Genomic DNA, 20670 nt, shown 5'->3' with positions numbered 1-20670 from the left:
ACTAGATATGAAAAAATTACGACAGATAAATACATGGCTAATGTTGATAATCATGACTATCTCAAATAGCCCACTAATGTATGCAGAAGAGTTGAACCAAGCTATAGAAAGTAGCCAAGCACAAAGTTATCACCAACAATCCGTCAATCAAGCGCAAGAAATGACAGTAGATAGCACAGTGGAAAGTAGTGTTGACAGTAGCACTACTACTCCTGAAGTAAACTCTAGCCCAACGAATGAAAGTACAGTCATCCCACCAACAGAAGACAGTACTTTTTCTAGCACAAGGGAGTCTATTGAACCAACCGGGGATGCCATCCAACAGCCCCAGGTTTCTAAAGAAGGACTTAGTCAAGAAGAGACAGCACTGCGCAATCAGTACGGCAATCCCATTATAGAAAGCGGGCAGGAGCAGCTTTACCGAGTGGATGAAACAAATTTTGTTACTCACATTGGGACTAGTGTTAAAACCTTTATTAACAACAATGGTGTCGAAGTTCCAGTAGATTTAACTCTAGTAACGCATCATGAAGATGGCAAACAGGTCTATAAGCCAAAAGATAGCCCTGTTGAAGTTGTTCTGCCAAGTAATGTGGATGAAAAGACAACGATTGATGTGACCCACGAAGATAAAAGTATTTCTATTTATCCTTTAGATAAACCTTATGAAAATGCGACTGTACAAGAGAATGCCATTCTGTATAACAATGTTGATGGAACAACTGATGTGCAATATACAGTCCAATCAAATGGTGTCAAAGAAGAGATTGTTCTAACCAAATGGGAGGGCAAACATCGCTTTTCTTATGGGCTTGATGCAGGCCAGTATGATGTATCTCTAGACAACAATCAGGTATTAGTCAAAGAAAAAGGAAAACAGACGGTTATCTTTGTTCTAACCGCACCACTTATGGTGGATCAGGCTGGAGTAACTAGCAAAGATCTTCAAATGGAATTATCTAAAACAGATAGTCACTATCAAGTAACCATTGTTGCTAGCAGTGATTGGTTATCCGCTAACGAACGTCAGTACCCTGTTCGGATTGACCCAACCATTACCATTCCACGAGAAAATATTCTTGATTCGGTAACCAGTACGGTTCACGGTCAATACCAGGGGATATCCTATGGCTATGTAGGCTACATGACCGTTGATTTAATGGGAATGACAGATGTTCCTTTCGTTAAAGACATCGGTCGTAGCCGCATGTATTTCAAAATTAATTATGATTTCAAGAAAAATATACCGGCAGAAGCAAAAATTGATAGTGCTACGCTAAACTTATATGAATATACAGCACCAGGGAATCAAGGAACCCAGTTTGGTGCTTACCGCTTAACAGAAGACTTTAATATTAATACGATCACTTGGAATTCATCGGTTAACCTAGGTAGAGAGATAGCTGGTGAAAAAGCTATTAGTGGCAAAAAGATTGGCATGCATAACTTTGATATCCGTGAGACCGTCAATGGCTGGGTTCAAGGCCTATATCCTAATTACGGCTTGGTAGTTGCTGCAACAGATGAAAGTGCGGATGGTGCTGCCTTTTATACTACCGAAGCCACGGCAGCCAATGCAGGCCAGATTGGCTTTACACCGGATAAGGCTCCAAGTGTCACCATTAACTGGTCTATTCCAGACCCGGTAAATGTTAACTATGCCATTGGGAACACAACCATTCACTTACGCACCATGGTGAAGACTGATAAAACAGGTAAATTACAATTCAAAGGTGTTTTCGCAGATGGCTTAACAACTCCGGGAGCGGTGCTTACCTATTCTCTTAGTGATTTTGAAAAGAATTACATGGGACAAAGTCTAGCTAGCTTTTCTTATAAATACCCTGATACTAGTCCTTTTATAGCAGCCTTTGAAAAAGGAAGCACACAGTATAAGGACAAATTATCGAACTGGCAAACGGCTGTTCCATTTACTGATCCGGAATTAAACAAGCTCTATACGATTGATGCTGTGAGTCAAAAAGACGGACAAAGCAGTGGTAAGAAATCCAGTGACAGCTTTATCATCTATAAGGTGACGCAGTTCGATACACTTCCGAAGATTGCTGCCTATTATGGTGTAGCACTAGATCAGCTAGCTAGTGATAACCGGATTCAAGACATGCTAGTAACCAAGAACAATACGCTCTTTATTCGTAACCCTAAGAAAAATGCTGATAAGCCATACAACCCACCTGCTTTGACGGATGGGACGAAAGCAACGATTGACACCTTATTGATGGGGCGTGGCCTGCATTGTGAATTTGGCTTTGAGCCGATCAACTTAAATACGGGAAATTTCTACCTTGATCGAACCGATGTGAGCATTCCAGATCTAAACGGCAAATTCGACATCGTTCGTGCTTATAATTCTAAAGCGGCAGGTATCAATAGTCTCTTTGGACGAGGGTGGTCATTCGCTTACAATGAGCAGTTAAGTAGTGATGAAGAGGGTAACCTGTACTATACTCGTACGGATGGTTCCATTCTTACCTTCACCAAAGAAGGAGACCACTACAAGTCTCCAGCAGGATATGACTTAAACATAAGTGTCAAAGAAGTTGAGACCAAGAAAGCAGACTTTGGGGATGGAGAAGAAGACTACAGTGTTAAAGAGTACCACATCACAGATGCTAAGCAACAAGAGAAAGTATTTAACTTTTACGGTTTACTAATCCGACAAACCGATGAAAAAGGTAACCAAACCAGCCTAAGCTACAATGAAAATGGGCAGCTGACAAGCATTAGCTCTCCAAGTGGTCTTGCTTATCACATTACTATGACGGAAGAAGGCACGATTGGTTCAATTGGTTTACCAAATGGTGCAACACTATCCTATGAATATGATGAGAATACCAACTTAGTTGCTTATACAGATGCCACAGGTGTCGTGACTCGCTATGACTATGATGATAAAGGCCTTATGACGGCTTGGTATGATGGAAATGGCACTAAGGTCGTGGAGAATGTCTATGATGATATGGGACGTGTGACCCAACAAACGGATGGAACGGGCGCAGTATCAACCCTTGCCTATAGTGAGGGGCAGACCATTACGACAGATGCCAATGGCCAAAAAACAATCTACTCTTATGACCAGCAATACCGTACCAGACAGATTGCCTACCCAGACGGAAGCACCGTCACAAAAGCTTATGACGATGCCAATCGTTTGGTTAGCACGACCAATGAAGCTGGACAAACAAGTAGCTTTAGCTATGATGCGAATGGCAATCTTCTGACAGAAACTCGTTTTGATGGTGCAGTAAAAACGTCAACCTATGATGAGAAGAACCATCTATTGTCGGTGACAGACTTTGATGGGACAAGCACAAGCCATAGCTATGATAGCCACGGAAACTTATTGAAGACAAGTCTAGCCGATGGGACATCAATTACCTATACCGTTGATCAACAAGGTCGAATCCTTACTACCACAGATGCCTTGGGAAGTAGCACCACTTATGCCTACACAGGTGCCAATCTGATCCAAATTGTCAACCCACTTGGAGGGAGTTCAAGTCTAGCTTATAATGCACATGGACAAGTAGTTTCTATAACCAATCCACTAGGTGGCGTAACAAGCTATAGCTATGACGCTGAAGGTCGGAAAACAGGTCAGACAGATGCAGATGGTGTTCATCAAAGCTATGTCTTTGACCAAGCCGGACAGGTCATTGCAGTTACAGAGGGCAATGGCAATACCTCAACCTTTGCCTATGATGCTTTCGGGCGGAAAATATCTGCCACAAACGGTGAAGGAGGAACCTATACCTACAGCTATGATGGGGTGGGGAACAGGCTAAGCCTAACCGATGCACAAGGCCAGACTACCACCTACAGCTATGACTCTAGAGGACGTCTCTTAACGGAAACAGATGCACTCGGACAAGTGCTTAGCTACAGTAGAGATGTCCTTGGACGGGTATTAACAAGAACCAATCAGGCAGGACAGAGCAGTAGCATTGTTTATGACGACAGAAATAACCAGATAGCAAAAATTACAGATTCTCTCGGGCAAATTACAGAGAACAGCTATAATGCTTCGGGCCAGTTGACTAAGGTTTCTTATCCGATTGGAACGAGTACGGAAAGCACTTATGATGCCATGGGTCGTGTATTAAGCTATCAGGATGAAGCCGGTCAACTAGTGACCTATAGCTATGATGCTGTAGGGAATAAGCTGAGCGAAACACTGGGAGACCGCACCACAGCCTATGCCTATGATGCAGCTGGAAATGTCACGCAGGTCATCTACCCAGACAAAAGCACCGTTAGCTATAGCTATGACACCATGGGAAATGTTTTGACTTTTGTTGATGCCAAAGGAAACAAAACCACCTATGACTATAGTGTCGCCGGTCGTTTAACAAGAACAACAGACCCTCTAGGGCAACAAACCAGTGTCACTTATGACAGTAACGGCAATCAAAGCACCGTTACAGACGCAGCGGGTTATACAGCTACTAGTACCTATAATGGCCAAAATCAAGTCAGCCAAATCACAGATGGTTTAGGCAATACCACAAGCTTTAGTTATAATCAGATGGAACAATTGACTGAAATAACAGATGCCTTAGGTGGTAAAACGCAATACAGCTATAATGCACTAGGCTATCCGATTCAAGTGATGGATGCCAACAACAATAGCACGCAAATAAGCTATACAGCAACGGCTCAAGTAAAGGAAGTCATCACTGCAGATGGGATGACCATTACCAATGAGTATGACGCCTTAGATCGCTTGGTAAAACAAAGCAAATCTAGTGGTTTAATAACAGATTACAGCTATGATGCAGCTAATCGCCTTGTTTCAGCTAAGGATAACCAAGGGCTGGATGAAAGCTATACCTATGACAATGCCGGCAACCGTATCACAACAACCAATAGCTTGGGCCAAGTGACCTCTTATAGCTATGATAGCTACCAGCAATTGATTAAAACAACCTATGCAGATGGAAGCAGCCAAAGCTTTACCTATGATAGTATGGGAAACCTTGCAACATCAACCGATGTGGAGGGGCATACCAAAACCTATCACTATGAGGCTAGTGGCAACTTAATCAAAACCATTGACCATCTAGAAAGAGAAACTAGCTATGATTACGATGCCCTAAACCGAGTAGTAACAGAAACGGATCCCCAAGGAAATCAAGTTCGTTACGAGTACGATCTGCTAGGTAACCTGGCCAAGATTACGGACGCAAATGGACATAGTAGTCAATATGGCTATGATGCCAACCAGCATTTGGTGCTCTACACAGATCCTAAAGGCAACCAGACTGCGCTGAAATACGATCCACTCGGCCGCTTAACAGAAACCGTTGCTCCAACGGGTGCTAAACAAAGCTTTCAGTATGATGCGGTCGGTAATACCTTGTCGACCACAAGCGGTGAAGGCCATACCACGCACTACCTTTACGATGCCATGAACCGTATCGCAAGAGTGACCAAACCAACAGGCGGTCAAAGCTCCTTCACCTATGATGCTACAGGTAGCCTAGCAACAGAAACAGATCCTAATGGAGGCGTAACGGCTTATACCAATGACCTTTATGGTCGGGCAACCAAGCGTACCCTACCAAATGAAGCCAGCTTTACCTATAGCTATGATGCCCTAGGTCGCTTATCTGAACAAACAGCTCAACAAGGCTTGTCAAAAACCTATAGCTATGATGTCTTAGGCAACCTGATTCAAGAAACTGATCAATCAGATCGTACTAGCCACTACACCTATGATGTGGCAGGGCGTCTCTTAAAAGAGAAGAATGCCCTTGACTTGGAAACGAGCTATAGCTATGACAAAGCGGGGAATCTGGCGACCATCACAACACCAAGCGGCGCCAAGACAAATCTAAATTACACTAAGCTAGATCAGCTAAAAACCGTTACCAGTCCAACAGGCCGTAAAACAGACCTGAATTATGATCCAGTGGGACAATTAACCAAGCGTACGATCAATGGCAAACGTGAGGAAACCTATGCCTATGACCCAAATGGGAATCTAACCAAGATGGTCAATGCCCTAGGCCAAACGAAAAGCAATCAGTATGACGCTTTGGACCGATTGACCTCTGAGACCGATACCGCTGGTCAAACAAGACATTATCAATATGACAATGATGACCGTATGACTAAGGTAACCACCGCTGCAGGTGCTGTAGCCAACATGACCTATGATGGCAATGGCAATCTCTTAAGCCTAACATCTGGTAGCCAACGCATTAGCAGTTACACCTATGATCAAAAGGATCAATTGATAACCGCTACTAAAGGGATAGGTGATAAGGCGTCGACCTCAAGCTATACCTATGATACTGTAGGCAATATGACATCTGTCACTAACGGCAATGGTCAAGTCACCAAGTACAAGTATGACCAATTGTCCAATATCGTTGAGCGGATGAATAGCCTTGGAGATGTCGAAAGCTATAGCTATGATATCAATAACCGCATCTCTAAGGTTACGAAGGCAGATAGCAAAACCATCACCTACGATTACAATAAATTGGATCAGCTCCTCACAAGAAAGTATTCAGAAAAAACGGAAGGACAAGTGCTTTACACCTATGATGCGGATGGTCGCCGTGTCTCTATGAATGATCTGATCGGTAAGACCAACTACGCTTACAATGATGAAGGTGAGATAAGTGGTCTTCGTCAAGGAGATGGCAGTCTTATCCAGTATAGCTATGACGAATATGGCAATCTTGAGAAGTTGACCTACCCAGATGGGAGCGAGGTTCATTATGCCTATGACGAGCTAGATAGACTGATACAAGTCACAGATAAAGAAGGAAAAGTCACTAGCTACGACTACAATGAAGCAGGAGATATGGTAGCAATCAAACGTGGCGATGGCAGTTCAAGTGCCTTGACCTATGATCTAGGTCACCGAGTTAGCCAAATGACGCACCGAGATAAGCATGGTGAAACCATCTCCAGCTATGCCTATGAATATGATGATGGCAACTACATCAGTAAAGAAACCATCACACAAGACGGGCAAACCATGATTCAAGACTACACCTATGACAGTCTTGGACAGTTAGCTAGCATGAAGGTCATGGATAAGTCTGACAAAGAACTAGCCAGCTTTGCCTATAGCTATGACTTGGCAGGAAACAAGCTGACCAGTACAGAGACTGTAGGAGACCAAGAGCAGGTAAGCCACTTCACTTATGATGACAATAACCGACTGGTAGAATTGAAGACGGGTGATAAAGCCATCACCTACACCTACGATCAGAACGGAAATCGTATCCAGCAATCCGAAGGTGATGAGAAACTAGATTATATCTACGATACGGAGAACCGACTCTTAGCTGTCAAACAAAAAGAAGGCTTACTATTCGCCGCACTTTACGATGGGGAAGATAATCGAGTCTTTACAGCTAGCCGTACTGAAGCCACCAATACCTACCAGCTCTTTAAGCGCCAAGAAAAAGTCACCTCACCTTATACAGCTCCTAGTGGGGAAGGCCACTCTGCCTTCTGGTATGGCTTTACCCAAAACGTAATCCAATTCTTCTCTAGCTTTGGGACTAGTCAGGGCTACGATTGGCGAGACACCTATGACACCATCTCTACGGCTTATCATCAGAAGGTAGCCAAAGATCAAGCCAGTCAAGAAGGAATTCTAGTCAACCCGCCAGCCATAGACCAAGTACCCGGTCGTGATGAGATCCAGTATGCCAGCAAGGCACAAGAAGTCCTTATCCCTTATACCACTAAAACCGACACCTACAATTACTATGAAGTTCGCAACTACGTCAACGATGTCAATCAAGAAAACACGCAAGTCCTTCAAACCTATGATGACCAGCTAAAGGAACGAGAGACCTACACGTATGGCCAAGGACGAATTAGCTACCTAAACCATCAAACCAATACCAGCTACAACTACCAAAGCAATCTATCCGGTAGTGTGACAGGCTTAACCCAAGATGGGACAGCAGTGGCTTCAAGCACCTATAGTATTTATGGCAACCGAACCAAGAGCACCGATACGACTGGTAACCCATTCGCCTATAACGGTGAAGCCCGTGACAGCACAGGTCTTGACTACCTAAGAGCCAGATACTATGATAGTGTCGCAGGTACTTTTTTAAGTCAAGATAGCTACCCCGGAAAACAAAGCGACCCTCTTACTCAAAACGGCTATGCCTATGTGTCTAATAACCCAATCAATTACACCGACCCAAGTGGTCACTTCTTGAAAGGGCTAGTCAATGGGGCCAAAAAGCTCTGGAACGGTGCAAAACAAGTCGCTACCAAAACATGGAATACCGTCAAGACGGTAGCCAATAATGCTTGGAACGGGGTCAAACGAGTTGCCCAAAACACATGGAACGGCGTTAAAAAAGCAGCGTCCAACGTCTGGAACGGTGTTAAGGCTGTTGCTAACAATGTCTGGTCAGGCACCAAACAAGTAGCTCATAGCGCCAAAACCTATATCAGCAACACTGCCAAAGCAGTCTATAGCGGAGCCCAGCAAGCCTATAAAGGCGCTAGTAATTATGTCGTACAGAAATACCAGCAAACCCAACAAACAGTAACTAATGCTTGGCAAGAAGCCAAAGCCACTGGACAATCCGTCTACAACTGGGGTGTGTCAAAAACCAGAGAAGCAGCAAATATCGGTCGTAACTGGACGAAAGCTCTTGAAGAGACCATTACACATGTGTGTAAGGTAGCTGAATCTGTGGCTGAAAGCACTGTTGAATTTATGAAGAATGTGGACTGGAAAACCGTAGGAATTGTGACAGCGGCGACAGTGACAGCCATAGTAGCGACAGCTGTAACGGCTGGAGCAGCACCAGTACTATTAGGGATAAGTGGACTTGGGCTAACAGGTAGTTCAGCCACCATATCTACAATGATCGTTAGTGCCCTAAGTGGAGCGGCGGGATCTGTAAGTTATAAACTGACGGAAGGAGCTTTATCTGGTCAAGATAATAAAACGATATTAAAGAATGTAGGAAATGCTTTAATTTTAGGTAGTTTAACCGGAGGTGCCCTAGGTTTCTTGGGTAGCGCAGTTAACAACATTTCGAATCCAATTTCCTATTATGCAGCAGATACCATAGGAGAAACAGTGATTGATACCGTTGGAGATGCAGCAAAAGGTGGGAAGATTACCCTAGAAAGTATCGGGACAAGCCTATTGATTAATGCAGTAACTGAGGGCATTTCAAGTAGCATGGTAAAAGGTCCAAAGGCAGAAGTTGAAGTGCCACCGGCTAAACAGAATTTTTGGAATGGTGAAACTAGTATCCCCAATAGTTCAAAAAATAGTGCTCAATACCAAAAATATAAAAAAGAGTTGGTAAAAGGTGATGTACTTGAAAATTCAAAATCTATTATATCTGGTTCTAATTTAAAGGATACAAAGGTAATTTCTGAACTTACTAAAAATGGAGATTCGATACTAGATTGGGCAAAAATGGAGTCTATATATAGTTATGAAACTTCTATGGGGAAAGGTAAAATTCACTACTATCAAAATTTAAAAACTGGTGAATTTAGTCTTTATGATTTGAAAATGAAAGTTCCAATTCCAAAAGATATCAAAATTAGGAATGGACTGTCTGATGATTTTTGGATTATAGATTTAGATAATAATTTTATACCTAAGGAGGTCAGATAGTATGCTTGTAAAAGCAATTTCTAATAAAAAACGTAGAGATATTACTATTAACAAGATATATCCCGTTATTATAAAAGAAGATAATGACATTAGAATAATAGATGATTTTGGTGGGTTATCTATATATGAACTAGATGATTTCCAAGTTTATAAAAAAAATATTAACTCATATACTAAGTATAGGGATTCTTTAGTATATAGTTTAATTGACTATCCATCTTTTTTAGAAAATTATTATAACGATAATAAAAAAGCTATGAGTGATGTAGTTAATAGTCAAATAAATATATTTGAAGAAGATTTAAACGCAGAAGAACTTGAGGGGGTTATTAAATCAGAAAATTATTCAAGTTATGAAAAAATTGTATTTATTGAGGCGGTAAAAAATAAGTTAACAAATGAATTAGCAAGATCATTGGCTAATTATTTACAAAAAAAGTACCAGATAGAACAAGAGTTACTATTGCCTATTTGTAAACTTCTATCTAAATATCAAATTCAAGAGGTTTATGATTTGTTTTTAAATATTATGTTTGATAATACAATGAATAATGAGTCAGTACAAAATATAATTATTGAATATTTTAATAGTTATTATGAAAAATGAAAAAGAAAAATTAAACAGTTAGATTGTTATAAAAGGGCTGTGTCAAAAACCAGAGAAGCAGCAAATATCGGTCGTAACTGGACCAAAGCCCTTGAAGAAACCATTACACATGTGTGTAAGGTAGCCGAATCTGTGGCTGAAAGCACTGTTGAATTCATGAAGAACGTGGACTGGAAGAAGGTAGGTGTTGCCGCAGCAATCGTCACCTCAGTTGTGGTAACCGTAGCTACAGCAGGAGCCGCCGCACCTGTTATAGCAAGCCTAGCCGGAGGGTTGGGACTAAGTAGTACCGCTACCGCCATCCTAACCACAATGGGACTTGGTGCAATCAGTACCGCAGCGGGAAGTGGAAGCCATGCCTTAGTAGATGGCATCTTCAGCGGTAAAGATGGCAAAACCATCACAGGAAACGTATTGAAAGCCATGCTGATTGGGACGATAACAGGAGGCTTAATAGGAGGTTTAGGTGGCGTAGCCGCTAATGCGACAAAACCACTCATTCAGTACACGACCAAAGTAGCTGGAGAAACGGTTATTGATACCTTTAGAGATGTTCTAGAAGGCAATGACATTACTCTATCCAGTGTAGGAATGAATCTCGTGCTCAATGCAGTGACCGAGAATGTTCCTAGTAAAGCAACCAAAGGGTCTCAAGCAAAAGTGGAAGTTCCACCGACTAAGTCATTTGCCGGAGAAGATGTTCTACAGGGGGTTAGTAAGGGAACCAGTGGAGTTGAAACAACTGCCAAGGACTTATCGCAATTTGAAAAGCTAAAAGGAGAATATGCTTCTAAAGAAATACCTAATGCTGATAGAATTTGGAGTGGATTGAAAGACGACCCAAGTCATAGAGCTGCAAGTTTTATAACAGAAGAACAGCTTGCAAAAGGAAGAATCATGAGTTTTACTGGTAGCGATAATAAATCTTACTCTATACTTCAAACAAGTGGAGGTTTTAATGGACTAGATGGTATATATGAATATACTTTAGATTCAACAGGAAAAATAACTCATCAAAGATTTATTGAGGGTGGCAAAATAACAGGGTTCCCAAATCAAAAAGTTCCTAAAGGAGGGTATTAAATTTGAGTAACAAGTATGATTTTTTTAACTTTTCTCAAACAAAGACTAGTTGGCTCTGGCAAGAAATACTATATGGGATGGAGAACAAAATACTTACCCGAAGTGATGTTATAAATTATGCTACACGTATTCTTGATGAAGATATACTAGGGTTTGATTGGGTGCTAAAAATAGTGATAGCTAAGGATTATGAAGATATTTTACCGTATATCCATGAATTGATTGATTTAGAAGATGATGAAGATACTAGTATAATACTAGACAGATGGAGATACGCCATATTAAAAGAATTATATTCTAAGAAATCTAATTATGAAGATTTTAACGGGAAAGTTGAAGAAATCTATGCTGATTTTGATTATCCTGAAGATATGTCTGGACTTATTGGATATATGCCTTTAGTAGGTGGAAAAACTATGGAAGAATCTTGGCAAGGATATTTAACTAGTTCTGAGAAAAAATTGAAAATAAATAGAAAAAGGCACGTTACTATTCGACAGGAATCGAAAAAATAGATCATAGATTAGTGAGCGTAGCCATACTAATCAAAGTATCAATAGCTATCAAAAAATATTCATATGATTTAGTACATTTTAATAATTAATACGGAGAGCATTTCGAATAAGGGTTAGTAGCTCTGATTTGAAATGCTCTTTCAATGTTTATCTATTAAGTGGTAGTCATAAAGAAAGCAAAACTTATCAAGAAGGAATTCTCCCGACTTTTGCACTTACAGGAAAAAATAAGTCGACAAACACCTACAGCCACAAGGGTTACACAAAATATAATCAATTAACACTTGTATATATACAGTAGTTTTGCTATAATGGTTAAATAGAAGTTTTGTATATAAATTTACTATTTTTTGATAAAAAAGCTAATTTATCATATGATTTTTGATAAATTTATCCTATAAGATATAAGTATTTATCAAATTTAGATGCATAAAATTATTATTTCATTTGAGAAAACAGAGTAATTTTGACTGAAGACTATGTAAAAATATTGAAAATGAAATGAATTCCTCATTGATGACATTAAAAACTTGAAAAAACTGTATATATACTCTTAAAAAAATAAAAACACCACTAAACCCCTTTAGTAACAAGGGGTTTGGTGGTGTTTTCTTTCATTCAAGTGCAAAAGTCGGGAGAAAGCAAAACTTATCAAGAAGGAATTCTAGTCAACCCACCAGCCATAGATCAAGTGCCCGGTCGTGATGAGATTCAGTATGCCATCAAGGTACAAGAAGTTCTTATCCCTTACACCACTAAAACCGACACCTACAATTACTATGAAGTTCGCAACTACGTCAACGATGTCAATCAAGAAAACACACAAATCCTTCAAACCTACGATGACCAGCTAAAGGAACGAGAGACCTACACGTATGGACAAGGACGAATTAGCTACCTAAACCATCAAATCAATACCAGCTACAGCTACCAAAGCAATCTATCCGGTAGCGTGACAGGCTTAACCCAAGATGGCACAGCAGTGGCTTCAAGTACCTATGGTAACCGAACCAAGAGCACAGAAAAGATGTTGAAAGTTAGCGCTAAAAAAGAACCCGAAATCTAGGCAATAAATACCAGATTTCGGGTTCTAAAAAGTTATACGTATTTAGTGGCTCTTTTACAGATTAACCCGAGGCTTAATCCGCAAAGCGATCACAATAGCCAAGACAGCTTTAGCTAAGTCTGGAAGAATGAATGGAATTAAACCAGCATTTAAAATAGCCATTAATCCCATATCTAAGCCTTTGACTTGTAGCAAGATGTAAGCCATATAAGGAAGTCCAATCAAATAGAGGATAACTTCACCAATAATAGCAATCACTAATAGGTTAAGGAAAGTAGCTTTGGATAGTCTTCTAACGGCTAGTGAGATAACGAATGCCATAACCATAAAGCCTAGAATAAAACCAAACGTTGGGCTTAGGAAAAGTGCAATCCCGCCACCCAAGATAAATTGCAAGAAGAAGTGGATAAGTTGAGATAGGAAGGCTGCTGTTGGAGACAATAGAATCCCAGCCATAATAACAACTGCAGTTTGCAGAGTGAAAGGAACTGGTCCGATAGGAAGTCTAATAAGTCCTGCTACATAGGTTAAAGTAGCGAATAAGGCGGTTAATACCAATAGATAGGTTGAAAATTTATTTTTTGTAGTTGTTGACATAGTGTAACTCCTTAATAGTTAGATTGATAAAGCTTATAAAAAATTCCGAATACTAACTTCCCCGTAAGAAAGTTCATGTTGCTGCTGGTCATGGTCTTCAACGATTAAATGACCCTGGTCGTTAATGGAACGAGCAAATGCTTGAAATTCTCGGTTACCTTGAATGACGGTAACTTCTTTTCCTAATACAATAGAGCGCTGACGATAGTCCTCCAAAACCGTTTTAGCATCAAGCTGATGATAAAGTGACATCCATTCGTTTAAAATGTTGACAGCCAATTGGTTACGGCTGAAGTCAGCTGATTTGCCTTCAAAAATCGACCCCACTACGGAACGTAGCTCTTCAGGTAACTCTTCTTTAGGTGGATAAACATTCAGACCAATTCCTATAATCAAGGCGACTACTTCCTGTGATTCCAAGTCAGTGACAGCCTCAGTGAGAATGCCAGCAATTTTTTTGCCGCCCATATAGATGTCGTTCACCCATTTGATGCCAACGGGTAGAGTGGTTACCGACTCGATAGCCTTAGCCACCGCTACGGCAGTTGCAGCCGTCATTAGGCTCATGTCTTCTAGAGAACTGTTGGGAAATAGACATATAGTCATGTACAAACCGGTTTGAGCTGGTGAAAAGAAAGGACGACCAACTCGGCCTCGTCCAAGAGTTTGTTCCTCCGAAATGAATATCTTCGGCCTTCGACTTTGTCCGTTATTGGCATAAGCTTTAGCTTGGGTATTGGTCGAATCGATGGTTTTGAAACATTCTAGATCCCAGTCATCAAATAACGAAGATAAGTTCTTACGAATAGTAGCTTCGTGCAACCAATCTGATGAATCGGCTAATCGATAGCCCAAGTTTGGAGCAGACTCAATCACATAACCTTCTTGACGCAAACTTTGAATAGCTTTCCAGATGGCATTGCGAGACAAGTTCAAGTCATCCGCCAATTTTTGTCCGGATATGGGACTGTCACGATGAGCTTCCAAGTAAGTCAATACCTGCTGACGTGTGTTCATACCATGTAACACCTCCTAGTTAAATTAAAAGCAAATTCAGTTAACAAATGAGCTAGCTGACAGCTTTCATTTTGTAGAACTAAAATCAGTTTACGAGCACAAACAATCATTGTCAACTAAAACTTACAAATAGGTTGACAACGGTGAGTCTAGAGCGCCTTAACTTTCCTAAATAAAAGTCACAAACATGGACAAATCAGGCCCAAATAAGCTATTCTTATAGTAGAAAAGATTCTTTAATTATGTAGATTAAATGTCCTCTATAGAAGTTTTGTCACCTTTATGATTGATTTTTTTTAAAAATTCTGTATGATAGATAAGAATCTGAAAGTAATTCTCACCCATTTCGCAGATTGAATTCAAACAAAGTGCTGCAAGAAGCTATATCATAATAAAGGCAGACCAGTATGAAAGGAAATGTATCTAATGAAAAATATTGTAATTGAGGGCGGCAAAACTCTCCGCGGGGAAGTAATGATTAGTGGGGCAAAAAATAGTACGGTTGCTTTAATCCCAGCAGCTATTTTAGCTAACGAACCCGTTATTTTGGATGGTGTGCCAGAAATCCAAGACGTTTATGCCTTGATTGATATTCTGAAAGACTATCATGTTGATGTGACCTTTGAGGATAACACACTAACCATTGACCCGACCAATATGGTTTCCATTCCAATGCCAACTGGCAAGATAAAGAGCATGCGTGCTTCATACTATTTTATGGGGGCAACTTTGGCTAAGTTTGGCGAAGGGGTGGTGGGGCTTCCGGGAGGCTGCTTCTTAGGCCCGCGCCCTATCGATCAACATATCAAAGGATTTGAGGCTCTAGGAGCAAATGTAACCAATGAGATGGGCGCTATTTACCTATCTGCCAAAGAAAAAGGCTTAGAAGGTGCACGTATCTATATGGACGTTGTTTCTATCGGTGCCACCATCAATGTTCTCCTAGCAGCCGTCCGTGCAAATGGCAAGACCATCATTGAAAATGCAGCTCGTGAACCTGAAATTATTGATGTAGTAACCCTACTAAATAAAATGGGGGCTAACATTAAAGGTGCTGGAACTAGTGTCATCCGTATTGAAGGGGTGGACCAATTACATGGTTGCCGTCATACCATTATCCCAGACCGTATCGAAGCAGGTACCTACCTATCTATTGCAGCAGCAGTAGGAGATGGTGTCCTAGTTAAAAATGTTATCTTTGAACACATTGAAGGCTTAATCGCTAAGATGGACGAAATGGGTGTCAATATGGAGATTGGTGAGGAAGACATTTTGGTCAAAGCTTCACCAAACCTAAAAGCAGTCAATATCAAGACCTTGCCTTATCCAGGTTTTGCAACTGATTTGCAACAGCCACTAACACCACTCTTGATTAAAGCTGTTGGGCAAGCACGCATCGTGGATACCATTTATCCAAAACGTGTGAACCATATCCCGGAACTTAAGCGTATGGGAGCTGATGCCCGTGTTGAAAATGATGTCATTACCTTGGTTGGCCCAAGTAAATTAAAGGGCTGTGAAGTTTCAGCCAGTGACTTACGTGCCGGAGCTTGTCTAGTAATTGCTGGTTTGATGGCTGAGGGAACGACGACCATTTCCAATGTGGATCATATCTTAAGAGGTTATTCCAATATCGTTGAAAAGCTGCAAGCTCTTGGGGCAGATATCAAGATGGTGGAAGTAGCTGACAACGATTAAGTATCAGTAGCAAGAAAGCACAAAATAGCTAAAAAACTGTTTGCTTTTTAGATGTGCACATGGTATTATGTCACTGTCGCATTTAAGCAATGCAGAAAAAATAACTCTGGATTAGCAAATAATTCAGGGCAGGAGGACTAAAACATGAAACAAGAAATTCATCCAAATTACCATCCAGTAGTATTCATGGATACAACAACAGGTTTCAAATTCCTATCTGGCTCAACAAAATCTTCTAACGAAACAGTAGAATGGGAAGACGGCAACGAATACCCATTATTACGTGTTGAAATCTCTTCTGATTCTCATCCGTTCTATACTGGACGTCAAAAGTTTACACAAGCAGATGGACGTGTGGACCGTTTCAACAAGAAATACGGTTTGCAAGACAAAAACGCAGCAGAATAAGAACCTTAAAAAAGAGTATGTCTTTGTTGACATACTCTTTTTCTTATAGTATAATTTCATAATGCAATGAATGTAACTAAAGCCCAAATGGCCGCTGAAATATTGTCCAGCCGACCATTTTCAATCGAAAAACAAAGGAATTAGCATTTCTCATCAGAAAAAGTCTAAGCTCTTTTGGTTTTTTTTTGTCAAAAAAAAGGGGTTTAGTTGGTATTTGTTACGAGGATTTAATATTCGTTACACAAATGTAACGAATAAACAAGAGGCTATCTAACTAAATGATTAGGGGTGAAAAAGCTTGGCAAGTCATCATGATGTGAATTACGGGAAACACCGTGTGCGTAGAAGCTATGCACGTATCAGTGAAGTTTTAGAACTTCCAAACTTGATTGAGATTCAAACCGATTCTTACCAATGGTTTTTAGATGAAGGGATTAGAGAGATGTTCAAAGATATCTCCCCAATTGAAGACCATACAGGAAATCTACTATTGGAATTCTTAGATTATGAATTCCATGCGCCAAAATACAATGTTGCTGAAGCAAGAAACCACGACGCAAACTATTCTGCACCAATCTATGTCAAACTAAGATTGATTAATAAAGAAACTGGCGAAGTAAAAGACCAAGAAGTGTTCTTTGGTGATTTCCCATTAATGACCGAGATGGGAACCTTTGTTATCAACGGGGCTGAAAGGGTTATTGTATCGCAATTAGTTCGATCTCCGGGTGTATACTTCCATAACAAGTCAGACAAAAATGGTAAAGAAAGCTATGGGTCTACCTTAATTCCAAACCGTGGAGCTTGGTTAGAGTATGAATCCGATGCCAAAGATATTTCTTACGTTCGTATTGACCGTACTCGTAAAATTCCATTAACAGTACTTGTCCGTGCCTTAGGTTTTGAGTCTGACGATATCATTAGTGAGATTTTTGGCGACAGCGAAACACTTCGTCTAACCCTAGACAAAGATGTTCATAAACGCATGGACGAATCTAGAACAGAAGAAGCGCTTAAAGAAATCTATGACCGTTTACGTCCGGGCGAACCAAAAACGGCTGACAGCTCAAGAAATCTGTTAACAGCTCGTTTCTTTGACCCAAGACGCTATGACTTAGCGCCAGTTGGACGGTACAAAGTAAACAAAAAATTACACCTAAAAAATCGTTTAGCAGACCAAACCTTAGCTGAAGCGATTGCTGATCCTGAAACAGGTGAAGTTGTTTTAGCAGCTGGAACTAAGTTAGACCGTCAAGCGATGGAATCTTTAGTGCCATTATTAGAAGCTGGTGTCAATACCTTTACCTTATACCCATCAGAACAAGGTGTTATTTCTGAACCTGTTGTGATTCAAACTGTTAAAATTATTTCACCAAAAGACCCAGATCGTGTCATTAATGTGATTGGCAATGCCAATATCGATGAAAATATTAAGCATGTAACGGCAGCTGATATTCTAGCGTCAATGAGTTACTTCCTTAACCTTTATGAAGGTTTAGGCGTGACGGACGACATTGACCATTTAGGAAACCGTCGTATCCGTTCAGTTGGTGAATTACTACAAAACCAATTCCGTATTGGCTTGTCTCGTATGGAACGTGTGGTACGTGAGCGTATGTCTATTCAAGATGTAGCCACTGTAACACCGCAACAATTAATTAATATCCGTCCAGTTGTGGCAGCTATCAAAGAGTTCTTTGGCTCATCTCAGTTATCACAATTTATGGACCAAACCAATCCTCTAGGTGAGTTGACCCATAAACGTCGTCTTTCTGCCTTAGGACCTGGTGGACTTACCCGTGACCGTGCAGGATATGAAGTCCGAGACGTTCACTATTCCCACTATGGCCGTATGTGTCCGATTGAAACCCCTGAAGGACCAAACATCGGGCTAATCAACAGCTTATCCAGTTATGCAAAAATCAATAAATATGGCTTTATTGAAACACCATACCGCCGTGTTGACTGGAAAACGCATAAAGTAACTGACAAAATCGATTACTTAACAGCTGATGAAGAAGATAACTTTGTAGTAGCCCAAGCAAACTCTGTCTTGAATGAAGATGGAAGCTTTGCTAGCGACATCGTGATGGCTCGTTATGTTTCAGATAACTTAGAAGTGCCAATTGACCGTGTTGACTACATGGACGTATCTCCTAAACAAGTAGTTGCCGTTGCGACAGCGTGTATTCCTTTCTTGGAAAACGATGACTCCAACCGTGCCCTAATGGGTGCCAACATGCAACGTCAAGCAGTGCCATTAATTAATCCAAAAGCACCATTTATCGGGACAGGTATGGAATATGTATCTGCTCATGACTCTGGTTCAGCCTTAATCTGTAAACGTGAAGGTGTCGTTGAATTTGTTGATGCTAGAGAAATTCGTGTGCGTACCGCAGATGGCACTCTAGACAAATACCCAATCGTTAAATTCCACCGTTCTAACTCAGGAACGTGTTATAATCAACGCCCAATCGTTGCTAAAGGCGATAAAGTAGACGTAAGTGAAATCCTAGCAGATGGCCCATCTATGGAAGCTGGCGAAATGGCTTTAGGACAAAACGTCTTGGTTGCCTTCATGACTTGGGAAGGGTACAACTATGAAGATGCGGTTATCATGAGTGAGCGCTTAGTCAAAGATGATGTTTACACCTCAATCCATATTGAAGAGTATGAATCAGAAGCACGTGATACCAAATTAGGGCCTGAAGAAATTACAAGAGAAATTCCTAACGTTGGTGAAGATGCTTTGAAAGACCTTAATGAAGAAGGAATCATCCGTATCGGAGCAGAAGTCCGTGATGGTGATATTCTAGTTGGTAAGGTAACACCAAAAGGGTTAACGGAGCAATCTCCTGAAGAACGTCTCTTGCATGCTATCTTCGGTGAAAAAGCTCGTGAAGTCAGAGATACCTCTCTAAGAGTTCCACATGGCGGAGGCGGTATAGTTCATGACGTGAAGATCTTTACTCGTGCAGCAGGTGACGAATTGTCTCCTGGTGTCAATAAACTTGTTCGTGTCTACATTGTCCAAAAACGTAAGATCAACGAAGGGGACAAGATGGCTGGACGTCATGGTAACAAAGGGGTTGTATCCCGTATCATGCCTGAAGAAGATATGCCATATCTACCAGATGGCACACCAGTCGATATCATGCTGAACCCATTAGGGGTACCTTCTCGTATGAATATTGGTCAAGTACTAGAATTACATCTAGGCATGGCTGCCCGTGAATTAGGCATCTACATCGCTACGCCAGTATTTGATGGTGCTCAAGATAAAGATGTTTGGGATACTGTTTCTGAGGCAGGAATGGCAAGAGATGCTAAAACCATCTTGTATGATGGACGTACGGGAGAACCATTTGATAACCGTGTTTCTGTCGGAGTTATGTATATGATTAAATTAGCCCACATGGTTGATGACAAACTACATGCTCGTTCTATTGGACCGTACTCACTCGTTACCCAACAACCATTAGGTGGTAAAGCACAATTTGGTGGACAACGTTTTGGTGAGATGGAAGTTTGGGCACTTGAAGCCTATGGTGCTGCTTATACCTTGCAAGAAATTTTAACCTACAAATCGGATGATGTTGTTGGACGTGTGAAGACTTATGAAGCGATTGTTAAGGGTCAACAAATTTCTAAACCAGGTGTGCCAGAATCCTTCCGTGTATTGGTTAAAGAACTTCAAGCACTGGGCTTGGACATGAAAGTGCTAGATGCAAACGACGAAGAAATTGAACTACGTGACATGGATGATGAAGATGACCGTGTTAACTATGGTTCAATTGATAAATACAATGAAGAACAACGCCAAGCGAAACAAGAAGCTAGTCAATTAATTGGACAAACACAAGAAGTTGAGATTCTTGAAGAAGAGGCTACAGAAGATGATGACGTGGCTGACGAACAAGAAACAGATATCGAATTAGTGGCTGCTACAGATGAAGAAGCACCACTTGAAGAAGTTCAAGTCGTTGAAGAAATTGACAGCAATGAAGAGTAAGACAAAGAAATGGAACAA

9 protein-coding genes and 1 pseudogene are annotated in these 20670 nt (G+C 40.8%); 8 read left to right on the top strand and 2 right to left on the bottom strand.

The genetic code is table 11. The features are described 5' to 3' along the window. Positions 1-7 precede the first annotated feature (7 nt). The 5 genes from NPA36_RS03315 to NPA36_RS03295 all read left to right on the top strand — a co-directional run bounded on the left by NPA36_RS03315 (position 8) and on the right by NPA36_RS03295 (position 12920). Positions 8-9649 (top strand): DNRLRE domain-containing protein, encoded by a 9642-nt coding sequence (locus NPA36_RS03315; protein ID WP_256944682.1) that lies wholly within the window; start codon positions 8-10, stop codon positions 9647-9649. A gap of 1 nt (position 9650) precedes the next feature. Further along, the gene (locus NPA36_RS03310; RefSeq protein ID WP_256944681.1) at positions 9651-10256 is read left to right on the top strand and encodes a hypothetical protein; all 606 of its coding nucleotides are present in this window, start codon (positions 9651-9653) and stop codon (positions 10254-10256) included. Positions 10257-10295: 39 nt separating this feature from the next. After that, positions 10296-11339: a hypothetical protein gene (locus NPA36_RS03305; RefSeq protein ID WP_256944680.1), complete on the top strand. Its 1044-nt coding sequence runs from the start codon at positions 10296-10298 to the stop codon at positions 11337-11339. A 2-nt stretch (positions 11340-11341) separates the two neighbouring features. Continuing rightward, a complete protein-coding gene (locus tag NPA36_RS03300) occupies positions 11342-11854 on the top strand; it encodes a DUF2247 family protein (protein ID WP_256944679.1) in 513 nt (170 codons plus the stop codon). Between the two features lie 604 nt (positions 11855-12458). Further along, a complete protein-coding gene (locus NPA36_RS03295; protein WP_256944678.1) occupies positions 12459-12920 on the top strand; it encodes a hypothetical protein in 462 nt (153 codons plus the stop codon). A 54-nt stretch (positions 12921-12974) separates the two neighbouring features. Here the strand turns inward: NPA36_RS03295 and NPA36_RS03290 are convergent, their stop codons facing one another. Further along, positions 12975-13517 carry a biotin transporter BioY gene (locus NPA36_RS03290; protein ID WP_256944677.1) on the bottom strand — a complete coding sequence of 181 codons (543 nt, stop codon included), beginning with the start codon at positions 13515-13517 and terminating at the stop codon, positions 12975-12977. Positions 13518-13550: 33 nt separating this feature from the next. Next, positions 13551-14534: a biotin--[acetyl-CoA-carboxylase] ligase gene (locus tag NPA36_RS03285; protein WP_256944676.1), complete on the bottom strand. Its 984-nt coding sequence runs from the start codon at positions 14532-14534 to the stop codon at positions 13551-13553. Between the two features lie 426 nt (positions 14535-14960). Between NPA36_RS03285 and NPA36_RS03280 the strand changes: the two genes are divergently transcribed. The 3 genes and pseudogenes from NPA36_RS03280 to rpoB form a co-directional block, all read left to right on the top strand. Further along, positions 14961-16232, top strand: a complete 1272-nt coding sequence (locus NPA36_RS03280) for a UDP-N-acetylglucosamine 1-carboxyvinyltransferase (protein ID WP_256944675.1) — start codon at positions 14961-14963, stop codon at positions 16230-16232. A gap of 144 nt (positions 16233-16376) precedes the next feature. After that, on the top strand, positions 16377-16640 hold the full coding sequence (locus tag NPA36_RS03275; protein WP_256944674.1) for a type B 50S ribosomal protein L31: 264 nt from the start codon (positions 16377-16379) through the stop codon (positions 16638-16640). A gap of 298 nt (positions 16641-16938) precedes the next feature. After that, positions 16939-20416 (top strand): annotated as a pseudogene (gene rpoB / locus NPA36_RS03270) (DNA-directed RNA polymerase subunit beta); the annotation flags it as partial. Positions 20417-20670 lie beyond the last annotated feature (254 nt).

Origin of the sequence: Granulicatella seriolae (assembly GCF_024543085.1) — a bacterium.
Taxonomy (GTDB): domain Bacteria; phylum Bacillota; class Bacilli; order Lactobacillales; family Aerococcaceae; genus Granulicatella; species Granulicatella seriolae.
This window is presented reverse-complemented; position numbering and strand designations above follow the sequence as displayed.